Genomic DNA, 18,011 nt, shown 5'->3' with positions numbered 1-18,011 from the left:
CGCGTGTCAGCGCGACGAGCAGTGGCCGCGCTCGTTGTTCTTGGCGGTGCGCTCGATGCTGGTGGCAACCAGCCAAGGCAGGGTGTATCGCTTGCCGTTGAAGGTCCGGGTGCGGTTCTCGATCGAGCCGACAACGACGACCTTGCCGGCATAGAGCTTGTCCGAAAGATCGAGGCCCTTGTCTTGCTGCGGCAGGCGATCGATGTCGATCGAAACGCCTTTGACGAACTTGCCGGTGTCGAGGTCGAGCGCGCTGTTCGATGGACAGGGTGCCATCACGCAGCGCAAGCCGTTGTCGCAGAACACGTAGCTGCCCTGTCCGTTGGCCAAGGCATGCGCCGCCGCCATGCAGACACTGGCGGTCAGCAGGAATTTTGTGGTGTTTCCCATACCGGCAACGTCGCTGGCGAATTCGGGAAAATTGAGGCGTAGCCTTTGCTTAGAAATCGGCAGGGAACCGCCGCCGGTAGTGCTCGACCATTTCGGGATTGCGCAGATTAACCGGCAATCTGTTGGCCAGCACCAGCAAGGCTTCGCCAGCCGCGCCGACGCCCATGCGCATCATCGACTGTTCGGTGATCCCGGCCATGTGCGGGGTGACGATGACGTTGTCGAAGCCGAAGTAGGAATGGTTGGGCGGCAGCGGTTGTGTCGCAAAAACGTCGAGCGCGGCGCCGCCGATGCGGCCCTTCTGCAGGGCCTCGATCAGCGCGTCGTCGTCGATCACCGGCCCGCGCGAAACATTGATCAGCAGCGCATCCGGCTTCATCCGGTCGATACGTTCCCGGCTGATCAGCCCCCGCGTTTCGGGCGTCAGCGGGCAGCACAGAACGATGATGTCGCTCTGCTCGATGAGCGCATCGATCGACAAGAAGCCGACGCTGTCCGGCGCCGGCCGCATGCTGCGCGTCGTTGCCACCACATTCAGATCGAAACCATGGGCGGCGATGTGGCCGACCGCCTGGCCAATTGCGCCGAGGCCGACAATGCCGATCGTCTTGCCGGCAAGCTCATTGGCCATGACGGTGTGTTCGCGGCCGGCCAGCCAGCCCTTCGCCCGCAAGTCGCGGTCCAACACACGAAAGCGCCGAAGCAGCGCCAGTGCCGCGAACATCACATATTCGGCGACCGAGCGCGCGTTCACTCCCGGAACGTTCGCCACCAGCACGCCCGCCGCGTTGGCCGCTTCCATCGGTACCATGTCCAGCCCGGCGCCGTGGCGGATCGCGGCCCTGAGCCTGGTCGCGCCTTCGAAAAGCGCCGCAGGCAACGGAGCGCGAACAATGATGACATCGGCGTCCCTTGCCTCGGCGGCCAGCGTGGCCGCGTCGAGAGCGGAGGCAACGGCGAGTTCGCCGGCCCCTGTCAGCATGGAAGAGGCACGGGGGTGCAGTCTGTGTGTCGACAGGATCTTGGGCATTTCAGGCCTTTTCGAGCGCTGGGCTTTGCGGTTCCGCCTCACGCCCCTCGATCAGCCCCTTCCAATAGCTTTCGGCGCCTTGCAGATGAGCGCTCATCAGCGCCTGGGCGAGGTTGCCGTCGCGGCGCAGCAGCGCCTCGTAGATCTGGATGTGCTCGGCATGCGAGCGCACGCTGCGTTCGGGATCGTTGAAATAGATCGGCAGGCGCATCTCGCCCATCATGTAGTAGACGCTGCAGACATTGTGGAACACACTGTTCTTGGTCGCCCGCACGATCTCGAGGTGGAACTCGCGGTCTTCTCTGGCAAGGCCTTCGCCGGCCGCTATGCGATCCTCTGAGGCCTTCAGGATCTCGCGCAGCCGCTCGAAATTCTCCTCGGTGGCGCGGGAACAGGCAAGTTCGGCGGCCTTGATCTCGTGGATCTTCCGCAACTCGACCGTCTCGTAGATCTGGACAGGATCGAGCGGCAGGCCAGCGCGGGCGAACAGCGCCATAGCCTCGACGCTCGCCTGCTTTGTATCGATGTAGATGCCGGACTTCGCCCGTCGTTCGACGATGCGCATGGCCTCGAGAATGGCCAGCGCCTCGCGGATCTGACCGCGGCTGACGCTGAAATGCTCTGCCAGTTCGCGCTCCGACGGCGTGCGGCCCGTCTCCTTGTCCGAATGGGAGAACAGGTAGGCGGCGAGTTCCGCGAGAAGGTTCTTTTCTTTCATGTCAGCCGTGTTGCGCGTGCGCCTCCAGGAACCGCTCCGAAATAGTGAATCCCAGCCCGGGTCTATCAGGGATCGCTACCATACCGTCCTTTGCTTCGACAGTCTCTTCGATCAGATCGTGGATCATCGGGTTGGCCCCGAGTGAATATTCGACGGTGAAGCTCGCCGGCGAAGCGGCGCAAACATGCAGCCCGGCAAAAAAGCAGGGCGCGCCCGCCCAAAGGTGCGGCGCAAAGCGCAGATTGAAGGCGCTGGCGATGGTTCCGATCTTCATCGCCTCGCTGATGCCGCCGCAAAAGGCCGGATCCGGCTGGAAGATATCGGCGGATTTGAGTACGGCGAGATCGCGGAAGGCATAGCGGGTCGCCTCACTCTCGCCGGTGGCAATCGGGATCGAGCCGCAGGCGCGCACCTCAGCCATGCCGGGCTTGTCGTCGGCGATCACCGGCTCCTCGAACCAGGCGAGATCGAGGTCGCCGGCGAGATGGATGAAGCGCTTGGCTTCGGCCACCGTGTAGGTGCCGTGCGCGTCGACCATCAGGTCGATGTCGGGACCGAGCGCCTGTCTTGCAGCGCGGACGCGGGCGGCGGAGACGTGCGGGGCGCCGTCCATGGCGCCGACGCGCATCTTCAGCGCCTTGAAGCCGCCCTTGGCGATGTAGGATTGCAGCTGATCGCCGATGGCTTCCGCAGTGGCCCAGCCGCCGGAAGCATAGGCCGGCATGCGGTCCAGCTTGCGGCCGCCGAGCAGCCGCCAGACCGGAACGCCGAGTGATTTGCCGAGAATGTCCCACAATGCGATGTCGACGGCGCTGATAGCGGCGATGCTCATGCCGCGTCGTGCCAATTGCGGCATCGCGTGGCCGGCGCGGGCGGCGCTGTCGTGACGCGCGCCATTGTAGAGCATCTCCCAGATGACGCCGATGTCGGCCGGGTCGAGGCCGACCAGCTGCGGCCCGACCTCATGGTTCAGCAAATGGACAAGGGCGCCGTAGCTGCCGGCGCTGCCGGCGGCGTTCTTGCCTTCGCCCCAGCCGACAAGCCCGTCGTCGGTTTCGATGCGCAGGATGGCGGCGTCGAACGTCGCCACCTGACCGAAGTCGCTGCGGTGCTGCTTCGCGGCTTCGATCGGTATGCGAACCCACCAGGCTTGGACCGTCTTGATGCGCATGTTCATCCTCGGCCCGGCCGCGGTGAGGCGGAAGGGCTCTTTCCAAACGGCTTGGCTACTTGATCAGCGGCAGCAGCGTTTCCGCATTGATGCGCATCTGGTCAGTGTAGAATTTTTCCGTGAGCACGCTGGAGCCGTGGTCCTGAATGAATTTCAGCTGCTCTGGCGAGATGTCGACCGGATTGCGTTCGACCATGTCGGGATAGGGGGCAGCCGGCGTGCGGTCGACGGGGGCGACGAATTCATTGGTCAGCGCGCCGTCATAGCCGATCTCCTTCAGCGTGCCGACAATCTTCGGCCAGTCGATCTGCCCGAGGCCGGCAGCGAAGCGGTTGTTGTCGGCGACATGGAAGTCGTACAGGCGCTTGCCGACCTGCCGGATGGCGTCATAAACGTTAAATTCTTCCATGTGGATGTGGTAGGCGTCGAGGCAGACGCCGCATTCGGGGCTGACCGCATCGGCAAGGGCCAGTGCCTGGGCGCCGCGGTTGAACAGATAGGTTTCGAAGCGGTTGAGCGGCTCGACCGCGATCTTGACGCCGACCTTCTTGGCGTGGGTGAAGCATTCCCGGGTGGCGTCAACCACCCATTTCCATTCCTCTTCCTCGGTGCCGTCCGGCACGACCTTGCCGACGGTGGCGGGAACCAGCGTGATAATCTCGCCGTCGAGCTCGCTGACCATGGTCAGCACGTCCTTGACATATTGCACCGAGCGCTCGCGCTGGCCCTGGTCCTTGGCGGCGAGATTGCGCTCGCCCAGCATCAGCGTCACCGCTCCCCAGCAACGGATGCCGTACTCGTTCAGCAGCGCGCGTGTTTCCTTGGTCTTGTACTGTTCGGGTTCGCCGGAAATCTCGATCGACTCATAGCCGAATTTCTTGATGCGCTTGAGCGTCGTTTCCAGCGGCTCCGCCCGCATCCAATTGTGCGTCGAAAGATGCATGGTCTATCCTTCCCAGAATCGCCTGTACCAGTTCGCCTGCGACGCACTCTGCCGAAGTGCGCTGCATGATTCCTCCCCAAGGCCTCCCAGCATTTTTTTGGCAAACTGGTTCGACCAATTGGGCTTGATGGGAGGTCTACAGTAATTTCATCTGGACGGCAAGAAGTGCTACCATCAAGCGCCGTCTCTTGCTTACAGCATTGATTACGTTGAATTATGTTGGGCAGCTCGGCATGGTTGCAGGACTGCGGCCGCGCGTCAAATGGCTTGACCAGATTTCGGCATTTGGTAATACCAGAATAGCGGCGCCGAGCGCGCTGTGCAAAGAGACCAAAGAGGCTGGCCCTGTTTTCAATCGGCGCTATGCTTGGTCGCGAAACATAGGGAGATGCCGATGCCGACGACGATGAAGGGGCCTGGTCTGTTCCTGGCGCAGTTTGCGGGCGACGCCGCTCCGTTCAACTCGCTGGCCTCGATCACCAAATGGGCGGCCGGTCTGGGCTACAAGGGCGTGCAGATCCCGACATGGGACGCCCGGCTGTTCGATCTCGAGAAGGCAGCGTCGTCGAAGGCCTATTGCGACGAGGTGAAGGGCATCTGCGCCGATGCCGGCGTCGAGATCACTGAACTGTCGACGCATCTGCAGGGTCAGCTGGTGGCGGTGCATCCGGCCTACGACGCACAATTCGACGGCTTCGCTCCACCTGCGGTGCACAACAATCCAAAAGCCAGGCAGCAATGGGCGGTCGAGCAGATGAAGTTCGGCGCCAAGGCGTCGAAGAATCTCGGGCTCAAGGCGTCGGTGTCGTTTTGCGGGGCGTTGGCCTTCCCTTACCTCTACCCGTGGCCGCAGCGGCCGGCGGGATTGATCGAGGAAGCATTTGCCGAACTCGGCAAGCGCTGGAAGCCGATCCTCGACGTCTATGACGAGAACGGCGTCGATGTCGGCTACGAAATCCATCCGGGCGAGGACGTGTTCGACGGCGCGACATTCGAGATGTTCCTCGATGCGGTCGGCGGCCACAAGCGCTGCAACATCAACTACGACCCGTCGCACTTCCTGCTGCAGCAGCTCGATTATCTCGAATTCATCGACATCTACCACGAGCGGATCAAGGCGTTCCACGTCAAGGATGCCGAGTTCAATCCGACCGGGCGGCAAGGCGTCTATTCGGGCTACCAGAGCTGGACCAACCGTGCCGGGCGGTTCCGCTCGCTCGGCGACGGACAGGTGGATTTCGGCGGCATCTTCTCCAAGCTTACCCAATACAACTATGATTCATGGGCGGTGCTGGAATGGGAATGCTGCCTGAAGCACCCGGAGGATGGTGCTGCCGAGGGCGCTCCCTTCATCCAGCATCATATCATCAGGGTTACGGAAAAGGCATTCGACGATTTCGCCGGCGGCACGACCGACAAAAAGGTGCTGCGCGGGATGATGGGGATCTAACACAGCTTTCCCTTCCCCCTTGAGGGGAGGGTCGATCCGCGCAGCGGATCGGGGTGGGGTCGCTGGGTTGAGCTCGGCATTGACCGACCCTCCCGGCCCTTCGGGCCACCCTCCCTCAAGGGGGAGGGGTATCTCAGACAACGAGGGAGAAAATCATGGTCGGCGCATCGAAGGCGGAAACCGGGGGCGGTCCGATCCGCTACGGCATGGTTGGCGGCGGACAAGGCGCCTTTATCGGCGCGGTGCACCGCATCGCGGCGCGCATGGACAACGAGTTCGTGCTGGTCGCCGGCGCGCTGTCATCGAATCCGGAGCGCGCCAAGGCCTCGGCGGCCGAGCTTGGGCTCGATCCGGCACGCAGCTACGGCTCCTATGCCGAGATGGCCAAGGCGGAGGCCAAGCGGCCGGACGGCATCGAGGTGGTCGCCATCGTCACGCCGAACAATGTGCACGTGCCGGCTGCCAAGGCTTTTCTCGAGGCCGGCATCCACGTCATCTGCGACAAGCCGCTGGCGACGACGCTGGCCGAGGCAAAGAAGCTGGCGGCGCTGGTCGAAAAGACCGGCAAAGTGTTCGTGCTGACGCATAACTACACCGCCTATCCGATGGTGCGGCAGGCACGCGAGATGGTGGCCAAGGGGCAGCTCGGCGATATCCGCATCGTGCAGTCGGAATATCCGCAGGACTGGCTGACCGAGGACCTGGCCGCCACCGGCCAGAAGCAGGCTGCGTGGCGCTCAGACCCCAAGCAGGCGGGTGCGGGCGGTGCGCTGGGTGATATCGGCACCCATGCCTACAACCTTGCCCGTTTCGTCTCCGGGCTGGAGCTCGATTCGTTGTCGGCCGATCTCGATGCCTTCGTGCCGGGGAGGCTGCTCGACGACAACATCAATGTGCTGCTGCGCTTCAAGCCGGTCGGCGGGTCGCACCCGGCCAAGGGCATGGTCTGGGCCAGCCAGGTGGCGCCCGGCCACGAGAACGGGCTGAAATTGCGTATCTACGGCTCGAAGGGCGGCCTCGAATGGGTGCAGGCCGACCCGAACTATCTCTGGTACACGCCGTTCGGCGAGCCGAAGCAGTTGATTACCCGAAATGGCGCCGGCGCGCTCCCCGTCGCGGGGCGCGTCAGCCGCGTCCCGCCAGGGCATCCGGAAGGCTATCTCGAAGGTTTCGCCAACATCTACCAGGAAGCCGCGCGGGCTATTCGTGCGGCGCGCCGGACGGGCGGCAAGCCGGCTAAGGATGTCGTCTTCCCAACCGTGCAAGACGGCGTCGAAGGCATGGCCTTCATCGAAGCCTGCGTGAAGTCGTCTAAGAAGAATGGGGCGTGGACGAAGCTTTGAAGGGGTGGTGATATTCAGGTGAGGCCGGCCTGCAAATGGCAGTTTTCCTGCGCTTCCGGTGCTCACGTACCAAAAGTACGCTCCGCTCCGGTTCTCGGAACCTACCATTTTCGGCTCGGCCTGACCTGAAATCTACCACTCCTCGGGGACGATCGAGCGAATGAAGGGAGGGGCGTCGATGAAGATCGGCATGTGCATGCTGTTGTGGACGACGGCCGTGTCGAAAAAACACGAGCCGCTGTTGAGAGACATCAAGGCGACCGGCTTCGACGGCGTCGAAATACCGGTGTTCTCCGGCGCGCCGGACGGCTACAAGAAGCTCGGTGATCTGCTCGACCGAATCGGGCTGCAACGCACCGCCGTCTCGGCCATGGGCGATCCGGCGATGAACCTGATCTCGCCGGATGCCTCGACGCGCAAGGCCGGTATCGACTACATGAAATCGGCGATCGACTGCGCTCAGGCGCTTGGCGCGAACACGTTGAGCGGCCCGCTCCATTCGACACTCGGGGCCTTCTCCGGCAGCGGGCCGACAGCGGCCGAGAAAAAACGTTCGATCGCTTCGCAACGCGCCATTGGCGACTATGCCGGGAACAAGGGCGTCACCATCGGGCTGGAGGCGCTCAACCGCTTCGAATGCTATCTTCTCAACACGATGGACGATTTGTCGGAGCATATCGACGCGATCGACCGGCCGCACATCAAGGCGATGTACGACACCTTCCATGCCAACATCGAAGAGGCCGACCCGATCGGCGCCTATTCGCGCAACCGCAAGAACGTCGTCCATATCCATATTTCGGAGAACGATCGCGGCGTGCCGGGCCGTGGCCATATTCCCTGGAAGGAGACGTTCTCCGCCATCCGCAAGAGCGGCTACGACGATTGGCTGACGATCGAGGCGTTCGGGCGTTCGCTGAAGGATTTGGCCGCGGCCACCAAGGTGTGGCGCGACTTTTCCGAAGGCCCGGAAGCTGTCTACCGCGACGGCTACAGGCATATCAGGAGCGGGTGGAGTAAGGCGGCCTAACTGCCGCCGGCGCAACGCGGCCGTCACCCCTGGTCGGCCTGGATCCTGTTGTAGTCGTGGATCGTCCTGCTCAAGCGGCGGCGCAGGAAATTGGAAATGTTGTCGAAGATGAAAACGACGAGCAGGACCAAGAGCACCATGTAGAAGACATTGGCCCAGTTGGAGTTGGTGCGCATCGCTTCCCAAAGCTTCAGGCCGATACCGCCGGCACCGACAGCGCCGATGATCGTTGCGCCCCTGGTGTTGGATTCCCACTGGTAGAGCGTCTGGCTGATGAAGACCGGAATCACTTCCGGCAGCACGCCATAGCGCTGCACCAGCAAGCCGTTGGCGCCGGTCGACTGGATGCCCTCGCGCGGCTTGTCGTCGATGTTCTCAAGGCCTTCCGAATAGACTTTGCCGAGCGTGCCGATCTCGGTGAAGAAGATCGCGGCGCTGCCGGCCAGCGGGCCGGGGCCGAAGGCGCGGGTGAAGAACAGCGCCCAGATCAGCATGTCGACCGAACGCATGAAATCGAAGAAGCGCTTGAGCACCTGACTGATCACGCCGCTCGGGGTGATGTTGCGGGCGGCAAAGAAGGCGAGCGGGAAGGCGACGATGCCGCCGAGCAAGGTGCCGAGAAATGCCATGACGATGGTCTGGAACAGCTTCGTCCAGACATCGCCATGCTGCCATTGGGCGTTGTTCCAGATGTTGTCGCCGGCCAGTGCCAGATTGGATGTGCCGGGCTTGAGCTGGGGTCCGGACATCAGCAACGAGACCACCTCGCCGGGCGACTTGCCGAAGAAGGGCGAGCGTGTGTCGAAGACGAAATTCGCCCAGCCGAGGAAGCGCTTGCGGACCTTGACGCGATCGACGGTTATGCGGACCTCGCCGGCAAAGCCCATCCTGGCGACGATTTCGTCGTCGTGTGCGGTGATCCAGTCCGGCACCAGGCCGGATATCACCGGCTTGCCGCTGGCCAAGGACACCGGCACCGTCTGGCCATTGGCGACCAGCATCGCCTCGGTCTTGTCGAAGGTAACCGATTTGGCCCGGCCGTCGATCAGAATGGTGTAGGAGCCGTTCGCACTGGTGATGACCCAGTCGGGATGAGGATCTTCGCCGAGCGCGGAAAAACGCGGGTATTTGGGCGTGATCTGAGGCTGATCGAGACGGAATTCCGGCTGCAGATCGTAGCTGATCCATTGCGTCAGAAAGAGCGGCAGGCGTTCCCAGTGCGATTCCCTCAGCACTTGCGGCAGGTTGAAGAACCACAAGGCGTAGAGGAGGTAGAGCAGGATGCCGGTGAACAGGACCAGCGGGCCGAAGCGTTTGTACAGGGGCCGCCGGAACACTTGGGGAAAGCGCTCTTCGATCGACTGCATCTCATCGGCGGTCATTGCGGCCATGCTCAGGCGCCCATCATGAATGCCTGCTCACCGACGAGCTTGCGCCTTAGCCAGGCAGAGAACTGGTCGACGAGGAAGATCGTCGTGAACAGCAGCAGCACCAGTGCCAGCGTTTTGGCGCCGAAGCCGCGCGAGATGGAGAGCTTCAGTTCCTCGCCGATGCCACCACCCCCGACCGCGCCGATGATGGTCGAGATGCGGACATTGATCTCGATCCTGAGCAGCGTGTAGGACGTGAAATTGGGCAGCACTTGCGGCAGGCCGGCAAAGCGCACGCGCTCGAACCAGTTGGCGCCGACCGCGCGCAGGCCTTCTTCGGCGCGCATGTCGATGTTTTCGTTGATCTCGTAGAAGAGCTTGCCGAGGGCGCCGATGGAATGCAGGCCGATGGCGATGATGGCCGCGACCGGGCCGGTCGAGAGGATGGCTGCGAAAAGGCCGGCAATGACGATCTCCGGGAAGGCGCGAAGCAGTTCCATGAAGCGCTTGACGACGAGCCTGAGCACCGGACTGGGCGTCAAGTTGCGCGCGGCGATGAAGGAAAAGGGCACCGCAAAGACGAAGCCGATGAAAGTGGAAACCAGCGCCACGTTGAGCGTGGTGAGCATCAGCTCGAAATATTCGGGTAGATAAAAGCCGCCCCAGAGACAGATGCGGCCAAGCGGGAAGTTGAACTCCTGGCTGCCTTTGTCGTGCGGCGATGCGATGTCGAACAGCGCGCGCCAGACGTCATTCCAGTCCTTGGGAACAAGCCAGCTAAGGAAATCCAGTATGTGCGGCAGCCGATCGAAGAAATGTCCGGCATTGGCCTCGTCGGCGAACCACATGGCTGTGCACATGGCAACAAGCAGCAAGCCGATGCCGAGCGCGGTGTAGAACCGGCGCAAGGACGTCTGGCGTCGCCAGGTGTCGGCCGTCCGCCGGGTCGCGTCTGAACGGATCGTGGCTGAGATGGTCATGATCGGCATGCAAAAAGGGCGGCGCTGGTAAGGCCGCCCTTTTCAATTGCATTCACCCGCCGATCGCGGCTTTGCGGGCTTCGACGATGACGCTGTAGAAGTCCGGCTTCACTGGAACGTAGCCAGTGAAATCGCCGCCTTCGATGGCTTCGAAGCAAGGCTTGTCCTTGGCCGGCAAGCTGGTGAAGAAGTTGGCGAGCTTGGCGCTCATATCGCCGCCGAGCGCGGTGCGCACGACCAGCGGGCCATTCGGGATCAGGCCGGAGCGCCAGACTTCGACGAAGTCGTTGGGGTCGACGGCGCCCTTGGCGACTTCCTTGTGGAAGGTGCCGGACGTGTAACCGTTCTTGAAGTCGCCGATGCCCGAGGAGTCGTCAACCGCCACGTCGACCTTGCCGTCGCGGACGGCGAGAAGGTTGTTCTCGTGGCCGCCATTGAACTGGGTCGAGGCGAAGAAGGTTTCGTTCGAAGCGCCGGTGTCCTTCGGGATCTGGGTCAGCGGGATCAGATAGCCCGACGTCGAATCCGGGTCGGCATAACCGAGCTTCTTGCCCTTGGCCGATTTGATGTCGGTGATGCCGGACGACTTCAGCGCCAGGCCTATCGAATAATAACCGGTCGCACCGTCGGTCTGCTGGGTGGTGAGGATCGGGGTCACCGCGTTCGGATCCTTGAGGTAGACGCTGGCATAGCCCGACGCACCAAGCTCGGCGAAATCGAGCGTGCCGCCGAGCAGGCCCTGGATGACGCCGTCGTAGTCGGCGGCCGGGAACAGCGAGACCTTCTCGAAGCCGAATTCGGACGTCAGGTGATCGGCGAGGCACTGAAAATTGCGCAGCCGGTCCGCTTCATTTTCACCGCCAAGGATACCGATGCGGAATTCCTTGATATCCTGGGCGTGAGCGGCACTGGCCGCGATGGCGAGCAATGAAACCGCGCCAAAAACCATCTTCCTAAACATTGGGTCTCTCTCCTTTGATCCGGCCTCGCGCCGGTTGCGATCGAATTTTGACGAGTGCCTTTGACGCGGGCGGCGATCAGGCCGTTCTCAATAACCAGGAAACGCTGGCTCGAGCGGTCCGGCGGATGCAGCGATTTTCTGTTTGATGGCGACACTGGTCGAGGTGATGGCCTCGGAGATTTCGCCGCCATTGCTGTCGGCGCCATAGACCATGCGCACCGCCTCGCGATTGAGGTCTTCGGGCGGGCCGTCGAAGACGACCTTGCCGGCGGCCATGCCGATGATGCGGTTGCAATAGTTGCGCGCCGTATCCAGCGTATGCAGATTGGTGATGACGGTGATACCCTCGCGCAAATTGATATCCTGCAGCGAATCCATCACCACTTTGGCGTTGAGCGGATCGAGCGAGGCAATCGGCTCGTCGGCGAGCAACACCTTCGGCTGCTGCATCATGGCACGCGCGATCGCAACGCGCTGCTGCTGGCCGCCGGAAAGCGTGCCGGCGGGCTGCAGCGCGGTGCGGGCGATGTCCAGGCGCTCGAGGGCTGCAACCGCCTCGGCGCATTCGTTGCGGGAGAACATGCCGAACAGGTTGGACAGGGTCGAGCGGTGGTTGAGCCGGCCGAGCAGCACATTGGTCAGCACATCGAGGCGCGGCACCAGATTGAACTGCTGGAAGATCATGGCACAGTCGCGTTGCCAACGCCGGAGCGGCGAGCCGCGCAACCCGGAAACCTCGACGCCGTCGAACAGGATGGATCCCTGGCTGGGATCGATGAGGCGGTTGATCATGCGCAGAAGGGTCGATTTGCCGGCGCCGGAGCGGCCGATGACGCCGACCATCTGTCCTTGCGGGATCGAGATGTGAACATTGCTGACGGCGGTGTTCTTGCCGAACCGGCGGGTGACGCCGCGGATTTCGAGCGTAGCTGACATGGTGCAGGCTCCAGTCCAATCGCAATTGAAGGTCTGTTAACCCTCGCTAGCGCAGCTACGTGAACCTGCGGTGTCTGATTGATGTCAGTTTTGTTACCGCCCACAGCCTGGAGCGGGGCGGGATCAACTCGGCGCGAGAAGCTCGAACGGTGAATGGTGATAAGAAAGGCTTTCCTGAGCCTCGAAATTTATTCGCTGCCCGCCATTACCATTCACGATCCTTAGCCACCATACTTCTCCAGAAAAGCCTCCGCCGACAGCTCCCGGAAATCGTCGAGCGCGGCGCGTAGCCGGGCGTGATCCCAATCCCACCAGGCCAGCGCTTGATAGCGCTCAGCCGTGCGGCGGTCGAAGCGTTCGCGGATTGGTTTTGCCGGCACGCCACCGACGATGGTGTATGGGGCGACATCCCTGGACACCACCGCGCCGGCACCGACCGCCGCGCCATCGCCGACGGTGACGCCCGGCAGGATGGTCGAGCCGTGGCCGAGCCAGGTGTCGTGGCCGATGGTGACGCGTTTGGCGCGGCGCTTGGCGAAGAATTCGCTCTCGTGCTCGGCGTCGTCCCAATAATCCGAGGCGCGATAGGTGAAATGGTGCAGCGTCGGCCGCCAGGTCGGATGGTTGGTAGCGTTGATGCGCACGCTTGCGGCGGTGTTGGCGAATTTGCCGATCGTTGCGCACCAGACGCCGCAGTCCTGCATCATGTAGGAATAGTCGCCGAGCGTGCTTTCGGAAACCCGGCAGCGCTCGGCGATCTCGGTCCAGCGGCCAAGCGTCGAGTTCTCGACTTCCGCCGTCTCGTGGATCAGCGGCGCCTCCGACAGTTTCCTGGTCATGCGGCGATTTTTCCGGCGGCGAAGGCGGTCACGTCGATGATACGGTCGGCCACCGCCTCACGCACGTCGTGGTCGTGGCAGATGCCGAGCAAAGCGACGCCCGCCGCCTTCTTGGCGGCGATCAGGGAAATCACCACATCGCGGTTCCTGGCATCGAGCGAAGCGGTCGGCTCGTCGAGCAGCAGGATCGGGTGCTCGGTGATGAAGCCGCGCGCGATGTTGACGCGCTGCTGTTCACCGCCGGAGAACGTCGCCGGCGGCAGCGCCCAGAGCTTCTCCGGCAGGTTGAGCTGCGCCAGCAAGGCGCGTGCCTTGCCGTGCGCGACCTCGCGCTCCTCGCCGCGCTCGACCAGCGGTTCGGCCACGACATCGAGCGCAGAGACACGCGGCACGGTGCGCAGGAACTGGCTGACATAGCCGATGGTAAGCCGGCGCACGGCTAGCACGGTGCGCGGGCTGGCCGTGGCGAGATCGATGAGCCCGTCCTCGTGCTGGACGATGATCTGGCCTGCGTCGACGGCATAATTGCCGTAGAGCATTTTCAGGATCGAGCTCTTGCCGGCGCCGGACGGGCCGCCGAGCACGGAGCATTCGCCGGCCCTGATCGCGAAAGAGACACCGGCGACGACAGGCAGTTTGATGCCGTCGCGCAGATGCATGGTGAAGCTCTTGGCGACATCGGAGACAACGAGCGGGGTTGCCATCAGAGGGTTCTCCAATCGTCATTCGTCTGCGGGCCAACACCCCCCTCTGGCCTGCCCTCTTTGCCAAAACTTGGCATCTCCCCCTCAGGGGGGGAGATTGGCTGTCGCATTCGGTTTCGCCATTCTCCTGTGTCGCAGAACGGGCGGGACATAAAAGCTGCCGATCTCCCCCCTTGAGGGGGAGATGGTCGGCAGGCCAGAGGGGGGTACGCCGGAGCAATCATCGTCACACCTGCAGAATCGAGGAGACAAGCAACTGGGTGTAGGGCGCGCGCGGATCGTCGAGGACGCGGTCGGTGAGGCCGCTTTCGACGACGCGGCCGTCCTTCATCACCATCATGCGCTGCGACAGCAGCCTCGCCACCGCAAGATCATGGGTGACGACGATGGCCGCGAGACCGAGGTCGGTCACCAGCCCGCGCAGCAGATCGAGCAGGCGCGCCTGCACTGAGACATCGAGGCCGCCGGTCGGCTCGTCCATGAACACCAGCCGCGGCCCGGTGACGAGGTTGCGGGCGATCTGCAGGCGCTGGCGCATGCCGCCGGAAAAGGCGCGCGGCTCGTCGTCGATGCGGTCTTCGTCGATCTCGACACGCGACAGCCAGTCGACGGCCGTCGCGCGGATTTTTCCATAGTGACGGTCGCCGACCGCCATCAGCCGTTCGCCGACATTGGCGCCGGCCGACACCGTCATGCGCAGCCCGTCGGCGGGGTTCTGATGGACAAAGCCCCAGTCGGTGCGCATCAGGAAGCGGCGCTCGGCCTCGCTCATGCGGTAAAGCTCACGGAACTGGCCGTCGCGCATGCGGTAGCTGGCGGTGCCTGAAGAGGGCAGCAGCCGTGTTGACAGGCAGTTGAGCAAAGTCGTCTTGCCGGAACCGGATTCGCCAACCACCGCCAGCACCTCGCCTGGCCACAGGTCAAAGGTGACGTTCTCGCAGCCGACGCGCGCGCCGTAGAATTTGGACAGCGCCGAAACGCGCAGCAGCGGTGCGTCGGTCATTCAGCTGGCTCCATTTTTCCTGGGGCAAGATGGGTCTCGGGCGCGAGGTGGCCGCGATGGCCTTCGGCGCGCCGCTTCTCGCAATGATCGGTATCGGAGCAGACGAACATGTGGCCGCCATGGTCGTCGAGGATGACCTCGTCGAGATAGACGTTCTCGGCCGCGCACAGCGCGCAGGGCTGGTCGAAGGTCTGCACTTCGAAGGGATGATCCTCGAAGTCGAGGCTGACCACCTCGGTAAAGGGCGGCAGTGCATAGATGCGCTTTTCGCGGCCGGCGCCGAACAATTGCAAAGCCGGCGAACGATGCATCTTCGGATTATCGAATTTCGGCGTCGGCGAGGGGTCCATGACATAGCGGCCCTCGACCTTGACCGGGTAGGCGTAGGTGGTGGCGATGCGGCCGTGCTTGGCGATGTCCTCGTAGAGCTTCACATGCATGAGGCCGTATTCCTCCAGCGCATGCATTTTGCGCGTCTCGGTCTCGCGCGCCTCGAGGAAGCGCAGCGGCTCGGGGATCGGCACCTGATAGACCAGCACCTGACCGGCACTCAGCGGATATTCAGGGATGCGGTGGCGCGTCTGGATGATGGTCGCCTTGGCCGTCTCGGTGGTGACGGCGACATTGGCGACCTTCTTGAAGAAGGCGCGGATCGAGACGGCATTGGTGGTGTCGTCGGCGCCCTGGTCGATGACCTTGAGAACATCGTCCGGTCCGATGATCGACGCCGTGACCTGGACGCCGCCGGTGCCCCAGCCATAGGGCATCGGCATCTCGCGCGACGCGAACGGCACCTGATAGCCGGGGATGGCGATGCCCTTGAGGATGGCGCGGCGGATCATCCGCTTGGTCTGCTCGTCGAGATAGGCGAAGTTGTAGGTGGCGATGTCGGTCGGTTGTCCGGTCATTCGGCGGCCTCCCTCTTCTCTTCGGCCTTGCCGGCGTTTTCGCGGGCGTCGTGCGCGGCGCGCATGCGGCGCACGAGGTCGAGCTCGGCCTGAAAATCAACATAGTGTGGCAGCTTCAAATGCTCGACGAAGCCGGTCGCCTGGACATTGTCGGAATGCGAGATGACGAACTCTTCGTCTTGCGCGGCGGCGACGACATCTTCGCCGAATTCGGTTGCACGAAGAGCGCGGTCGCATAGCGCCATGGCCATCGCCTTGCGCTCGCTCTGGCCGAAAACGAGGCCGTACCCGCGGGTGAATTGCGGCGGCGCCTTGGCCGAGCCCTTGAACTGGTTGACCATCTGGCATTCGGTGACGCGGATGCTGCCGAGCGGCACGGCAAAGGGCAATTCCGGCACGTCCAGTTCCAGTTCGACCTCGCCGATACGAACCTCGCCGACGAAAGGATGGTTGCGCGCATAGCCGCGCTGGGTGGAATAGCCGAGCGCCAGCAGAAACCCCTCGTCACCGCGCGACAGCGCCTGCAGGCGGATATCACGCGCCATCGGGAATTCGAGCGGCTCGCGGGTGATGTCGCCGGGGACATGATCCCCGGGCATATCGCCGTCGGGCTCGATCAGGCCTTCGCGAGCGAGGATGGCCGAGACGCGCGGCATCGCCTCCGCTTCGCCTGCACGCTGCTCCGGTTCGGCGACTTCGCCGCCGGCGGCAAGCTCGGGATCGAGCAGCCGGTGGGTGTAGTCGAAAGTCGGGCCGAGCAACTGCCCGCCGGGCAGGTCCTTGTAGGTCGCCGACACGCGCCGTTCGACCAGCATCGAGCCGGTTTCGATCGCCCTGGTATAGCCGAAGCGCGGCAGCGTCGTGCGATAGGCGCGAACCAGGAAGATCGCCTCGATCATGTCGCCGCGCGCCTGGACGATGGCGAGTGCCGCCAATTCCCTGTCGTAGAGCGAACCTTCGCTCATCACCCGGTCGACGCCGAGCGCCAGCTGCTCGACGATCTGGTCGAGCCGAAGTGCGGGCACCGAGCGATCGCCGCGCCGGCGGTCGGCGAGCAATTTGTGGGCGTTGCGGATGGCTGCTTCACCGCCTTTTACCGCGACATACATCCTAGGCCTCCATCGTCTTAATGCGCGTCGTGCGCGGCAGGCAGGCAATTGCGTCGGACGTGGCGAGGATGATGTCGACACCCCGCGGAAAGCGTTGATTGTTCTGCTTCCATTGCTCGACGAAATGACGCGGCATTTGCGCCGGCGCGATCGTCGCCGTCTTCTCGATGCCCGGGCCTTCGAGCAGCAGCGGAGCGCCGGAGACGAGATCGCCGACCTCAAGGATCAGCGTCGTCGAACGATCGGGATAATCCTGGGTGCCTTGCGAAAACCCGTCGAGCGCCATCATCTCGGCCGGCGTGGCAATCAGCGCGAAATGCGCGTCGGCCGGGGTGTTGGCCAGCGGCGCGCCGGTATGGAAGCCAAGCCAGGATTTCACCGCCGCCGACCCCTGCAAAGCCGGGTCGAGCCAGAGCGGCGTGTCGTTGTCGCACAGCGCCAGAGCAATGGCACCGGCGGTGGCCGACAGCGGCACGGGGGGGTGGGCGAGGGCCGGCAAGGGCTGCACGCTGCCCGGCCGCGCCATCGCGTCCATCACAGCGCGGAATACGGTCAGCGCGTTGAATACCGGATCGGCGAAGCCGCCTTCGATCGATTGAGTGGCGAGGTCCATCAGTCTTCTCCGCGCACCATTGTGAAGAAATCGACCTTGGTCGCCGCCGTCTCGGCGCGGCGCTGTTCACGCGCCTTGGCCAGTGCCGCCTGCAAGGGCGCAACGATCCTGGTCTCGACCTCGTTGCGGTGGGCAGGATCCTGCCAGAGCGCGTCGGCGATTGCAGCCAGCCTTGCCTTCTGCTTGTCGCGACCAAGCGCGTAGCAGTGGCCGATATGGCCGGACGCAAGCCGCACCGTGGCACGGGTGACCGTCGCCTCGCCGACATTGAAGGGCGCGCCGCCGCCGCCGATGCGGCCGCGTACCGTAACCAGGCCGGTTTCGGGGCCACGCAGAAGTTCCGCTTCGGAAGGCAGGCCGGCTTCGTCCCAGAGGCGGACGATGTCGTCGCCGGCCGATTGCGCCAGCGTCGCCATCACGGCCTTGCGCTCGGCCTGCTCTCGCGCTTCCCGTCCTCGCATGGCCGTACTCCTCGTTTGCGCGCATTTGTCTATTGATATAGACAACTATACA

General features: G+C 63.4%; 19 protein-coding genes. 3 read left to right on the top strand and 16 right to left on the bottom strand.

Annotated features, from left to right (window positions below; translation table 11 throughout):
• Positions 1-6: 6 nt before the first annotated feature.
• From NKH43_RS28960 to NKH43_RS28940, 5 genes are read right to left on the bottom strand one after another with little or no spacing between them, the layout of a single operon-like run.
• Positions 7-390 carry a hypothetical protein gene (locus NKH43_RS28960; protein ID WP_352861015.1) on the bottom strand — a complete coding sequence of 128 codons (384 nt, stop codon included), beginning with the start codon at positions 388-390 and terminating at the stop codon, positions 7-9.
• Between the two features lie 49 nt (positions 391-439).
• Positions 440-1,420, bottom strand: coding sequence for a hydroxyacid dehydrogenase (locus tag NKH43_RS28955; RefSeq protein WP_352861014.1), 981 nt, complete (start codon positions 1,418-1,420; stop codon positions 440-442).
• A 1-nt stretch (position 1,421) separates the two neighbouring features.
• Positions 1,422-2,138, bottom strand: coding sequence for a FadR/GntR family transcriptional regulator (locus NKH43_RS28950; RefSeq protein WP_352483633.1), 717 nt, complete (start codon positions 2,136-2,138; stop codon positions 1,422-1,424).
• A gap of 1 nt (position 2,139) precedes the next feature.
• Positions 2,140-3,309: a mandelate racemase/muconate lactonizing enzyme family protein gene (locus NKH43_RS28945; RefSeq protein WP_031194933.1), complete on the bottom strand. Its 1,170-nt coding sequence runs from the start codon at positions 3,307-3,309 to the stop codon at positions 2,140-2,142.
• A gap of 55 nt (positions 3,310-3,364) precedes the next feature.
• Positions 3,365-4,252 (bottom strand): sugar phosphate isomerase/epimerase family protein, encoded by an 888-nt coding sequence (locus NKH43_RS28940; RefSeq protein ID WP_023721982.1) that lies wholly within the window; start codon positions 4,250-4,252, stop codon positions 3,365-3,367.
• 394 nt (positions 4,253-4,646) lie between these two features.
• Between NKH43_RS28940 and NKH43_RS28935 the strand changes: the two genes are divergently transcribed.
• The 3 genes from NKH43_RS28935 to NKH43_RS28925 all read left to right on the top strand — a co-directional run bounded on the left by NKH43_RS28935 (position 4,647) and on the right by NKH43_RS28925 (position 8,075).
• A complete protein-coding gene (locus tag NKH43_RS28935; protein ID WP_031194931.1) occupies positions 4,647-5,702 on the top strand; it encodes a sugar phosphate isomerase/epimerase family protein in 1,056 nt (351 codons plus the stop codon).
• Positions 5,703-5,857: 155 nt separating this feature from the next.
• A complete protein-coding gene (locus tag NKH43_RS28930) occupies positions 5,858-7,045 on the top strand; it encodes a Gfo/Idh/MocA family protein (RefSeq protein WP_023721980.1) in 1,188 nt (395 codons plus the stop codon).
• A gap of 178 nt (positions 7,046-7,223) precedes the next feature.
• Positions 7,224-8,075 (top strand): sugar phosphate isomerase/epimerase family protein, encoded by an 852-nt coding sequence (locus NKH43_RS28925; RefSeq protein ID WP_352861012.1) that lies wholly within the window; start codon positions 7,224-7,226, stop codon positions 8,073-8,075.
• A gap of 23 nt (positions 8,076-8,098) precedes the next feature.
• Here the strand turns inward: NKH43_RS28925 and phnE (NKH43_RS28920) are convergent, their stop codons facing one another.
• The 11 genes from phnE (NKH43_RS28920) to phnG form a co-directional block, all read right to left on the bottom strand.
• A complete protein-coding gene (gene phnE, locus NKH43_RS28920; protein ID WP_352861010.1) occupies positions 8,099-9,466 on the bottom strand; it encodes a phosphonate ABC transporter, permease protein PhnE in 1,368 nt (455 codons plus the stop codon).
• Between the two features lie 2 nt (positions 9,467-9,468).
• Positions 9,469-10,425, bottom strand: coding sequence for a phosphonate ABC transporter, permease protein PhnE (phnE, locus tag NKH43_RS28915; RefSeq protein WP_352861009.1), 957 nt, complete (start codon positions 10,423-10,425; stop codon positions 9,469-9,471).
• 52 nt (positions 10,426-10,477) lie between these two features.
• Complete coding sequence (gene phnD, locus NKH43_RS28910) at positions 10,478-11,386, bottom strand: phosphonate ABC transporter substrate-binding protein (RefSeq protein ID WP_023721976.1); 909 nt, start codon at positions 11,384-11,386, stop codon at positions 10,478-10,480.
• Between the two features lie 87 nt (positions 11,387-11,473).
• Positions 11,474-12,322 carry a phosphonate ABC transporter ATP-binding protein gene (phnC, locus tag NKH43_RS28905; protein WP_023721975.1) on the bottom strand — a complete coding sequence of 283 codons (849 nt, stop codon included), beginning with the start codon at positions 12,320-12,322 and terminating at the stop codon, positions 11,474-11,476.
• Positions 12,323-12,543: 221 nt separating this feature from the next.
• Positions 12,544-13,161: a DapH/DapD/GlmU-related protein gene (locus tag NKH43_RS28900; RefSeq protein ID WP_352861007.1), complete on the bottom strand. Its 618-nt coding sequence runs from the start codon at positions 13,159-13,161 to the stop codon at positions 12,544-12,546.
• Positions 13,158-13,865, bottom strand: coding sequence for a phosphonate C-P lyase system protein PhnL (phnL, locus tag NKH43_RS28895; protein ID WP_352861005.1), 708 nt, complete (start codon positions 13,863-13,865; stop codon positions 13,158-13,160). Before phnL ends, NKH43_RS28900 begins: the two co-directional genes overlap by 4 nt.
• Before the next feature lie 226 nt (positions 13,866-14,091).
• Positions 14,092-14,868: a phosphonate C-P lyase system protein PhnK gene (phnK, locus tag NKH43_RS28890; RefSeq protein ID WP_023721972.1), complete on the bottom strand. Its 777-nt coding sequence runs from the start codon at positions 14,866-14,868 to the stop codon at positions 14,092-14,094.
• Positions 14,865-15,776, bottom strand: coding sequence for an alpha-D-ribose 1-methylphosphonate 5-phosphate C-P-lyase PhnJ (locus NKH43_RS28885; protein ID WP_352861003.1), 912 nt, complete (start codon positions 15,774-15,776; stop codon positions 14,865-14,867). Before NKH43_RS28885 ends, phnK begins: the two co-directional genes overlap by 4 nt.
• Positions 15,773-16,885 carry a carbon-phosphorus lyase complex subunit gene (locus NKH43_RS28880; RefSeq protein WP_352861001.1) on the bottom strand — a complete coding sequence of 371 codons (1,113 nt, stop codon included), beginning with the start codon at positions 16,883-16,885 and terminating at the stop codon, positions 15,773-15,775. Before NKH43_RS28880 ends, NKH43_RS28885 begins: the two co-directional genes overlap by 4 nt.
• A gap of 1 nt (position 16,886) precedes the next feature.
• Positions 16,887-17,498 (bottom strand): phosphonate C-P lyase system protein PhnH, encoded by a 612-nt coding sequence (gene phnH / locus NKH43_RS28875; RefSeq protein ID WP_352861000.1) that lies wholly within the window; start codon positions 17,496-17,498, stop codon positions 16,887-16,889.
• Positions 17,498-17,959 (bottom strand): phosphonate C-P lyase system protein PhnG, encoded by a 462-nt coding sequence (phnG, locus tag NKH43_RS28870; protein WP_352860998.1) that lies wholly within the window; start codon positions 17,957-17,959, stop codon positions 17,498-17,500. Before phnG ends, phnH begins: the two co-directional genes overlap by 1 nt.
• Positions 17,960-18,011 lie beyond the last annotated feature (52 nt).

The organism is Mesorhizobium sp. M1163 (assembly GCF_040318415.1).
Classification (GTDB): Bacteria; Pseudomonadota; Alphaproteobacteria; order Rhizobiales; family Rhizobiaceae; genus Mesorhizobium.
Note: the sequence above shows the minus strand (reverse complement) of the source record. Positions and strands in the feature narration are given on the sequence as shown.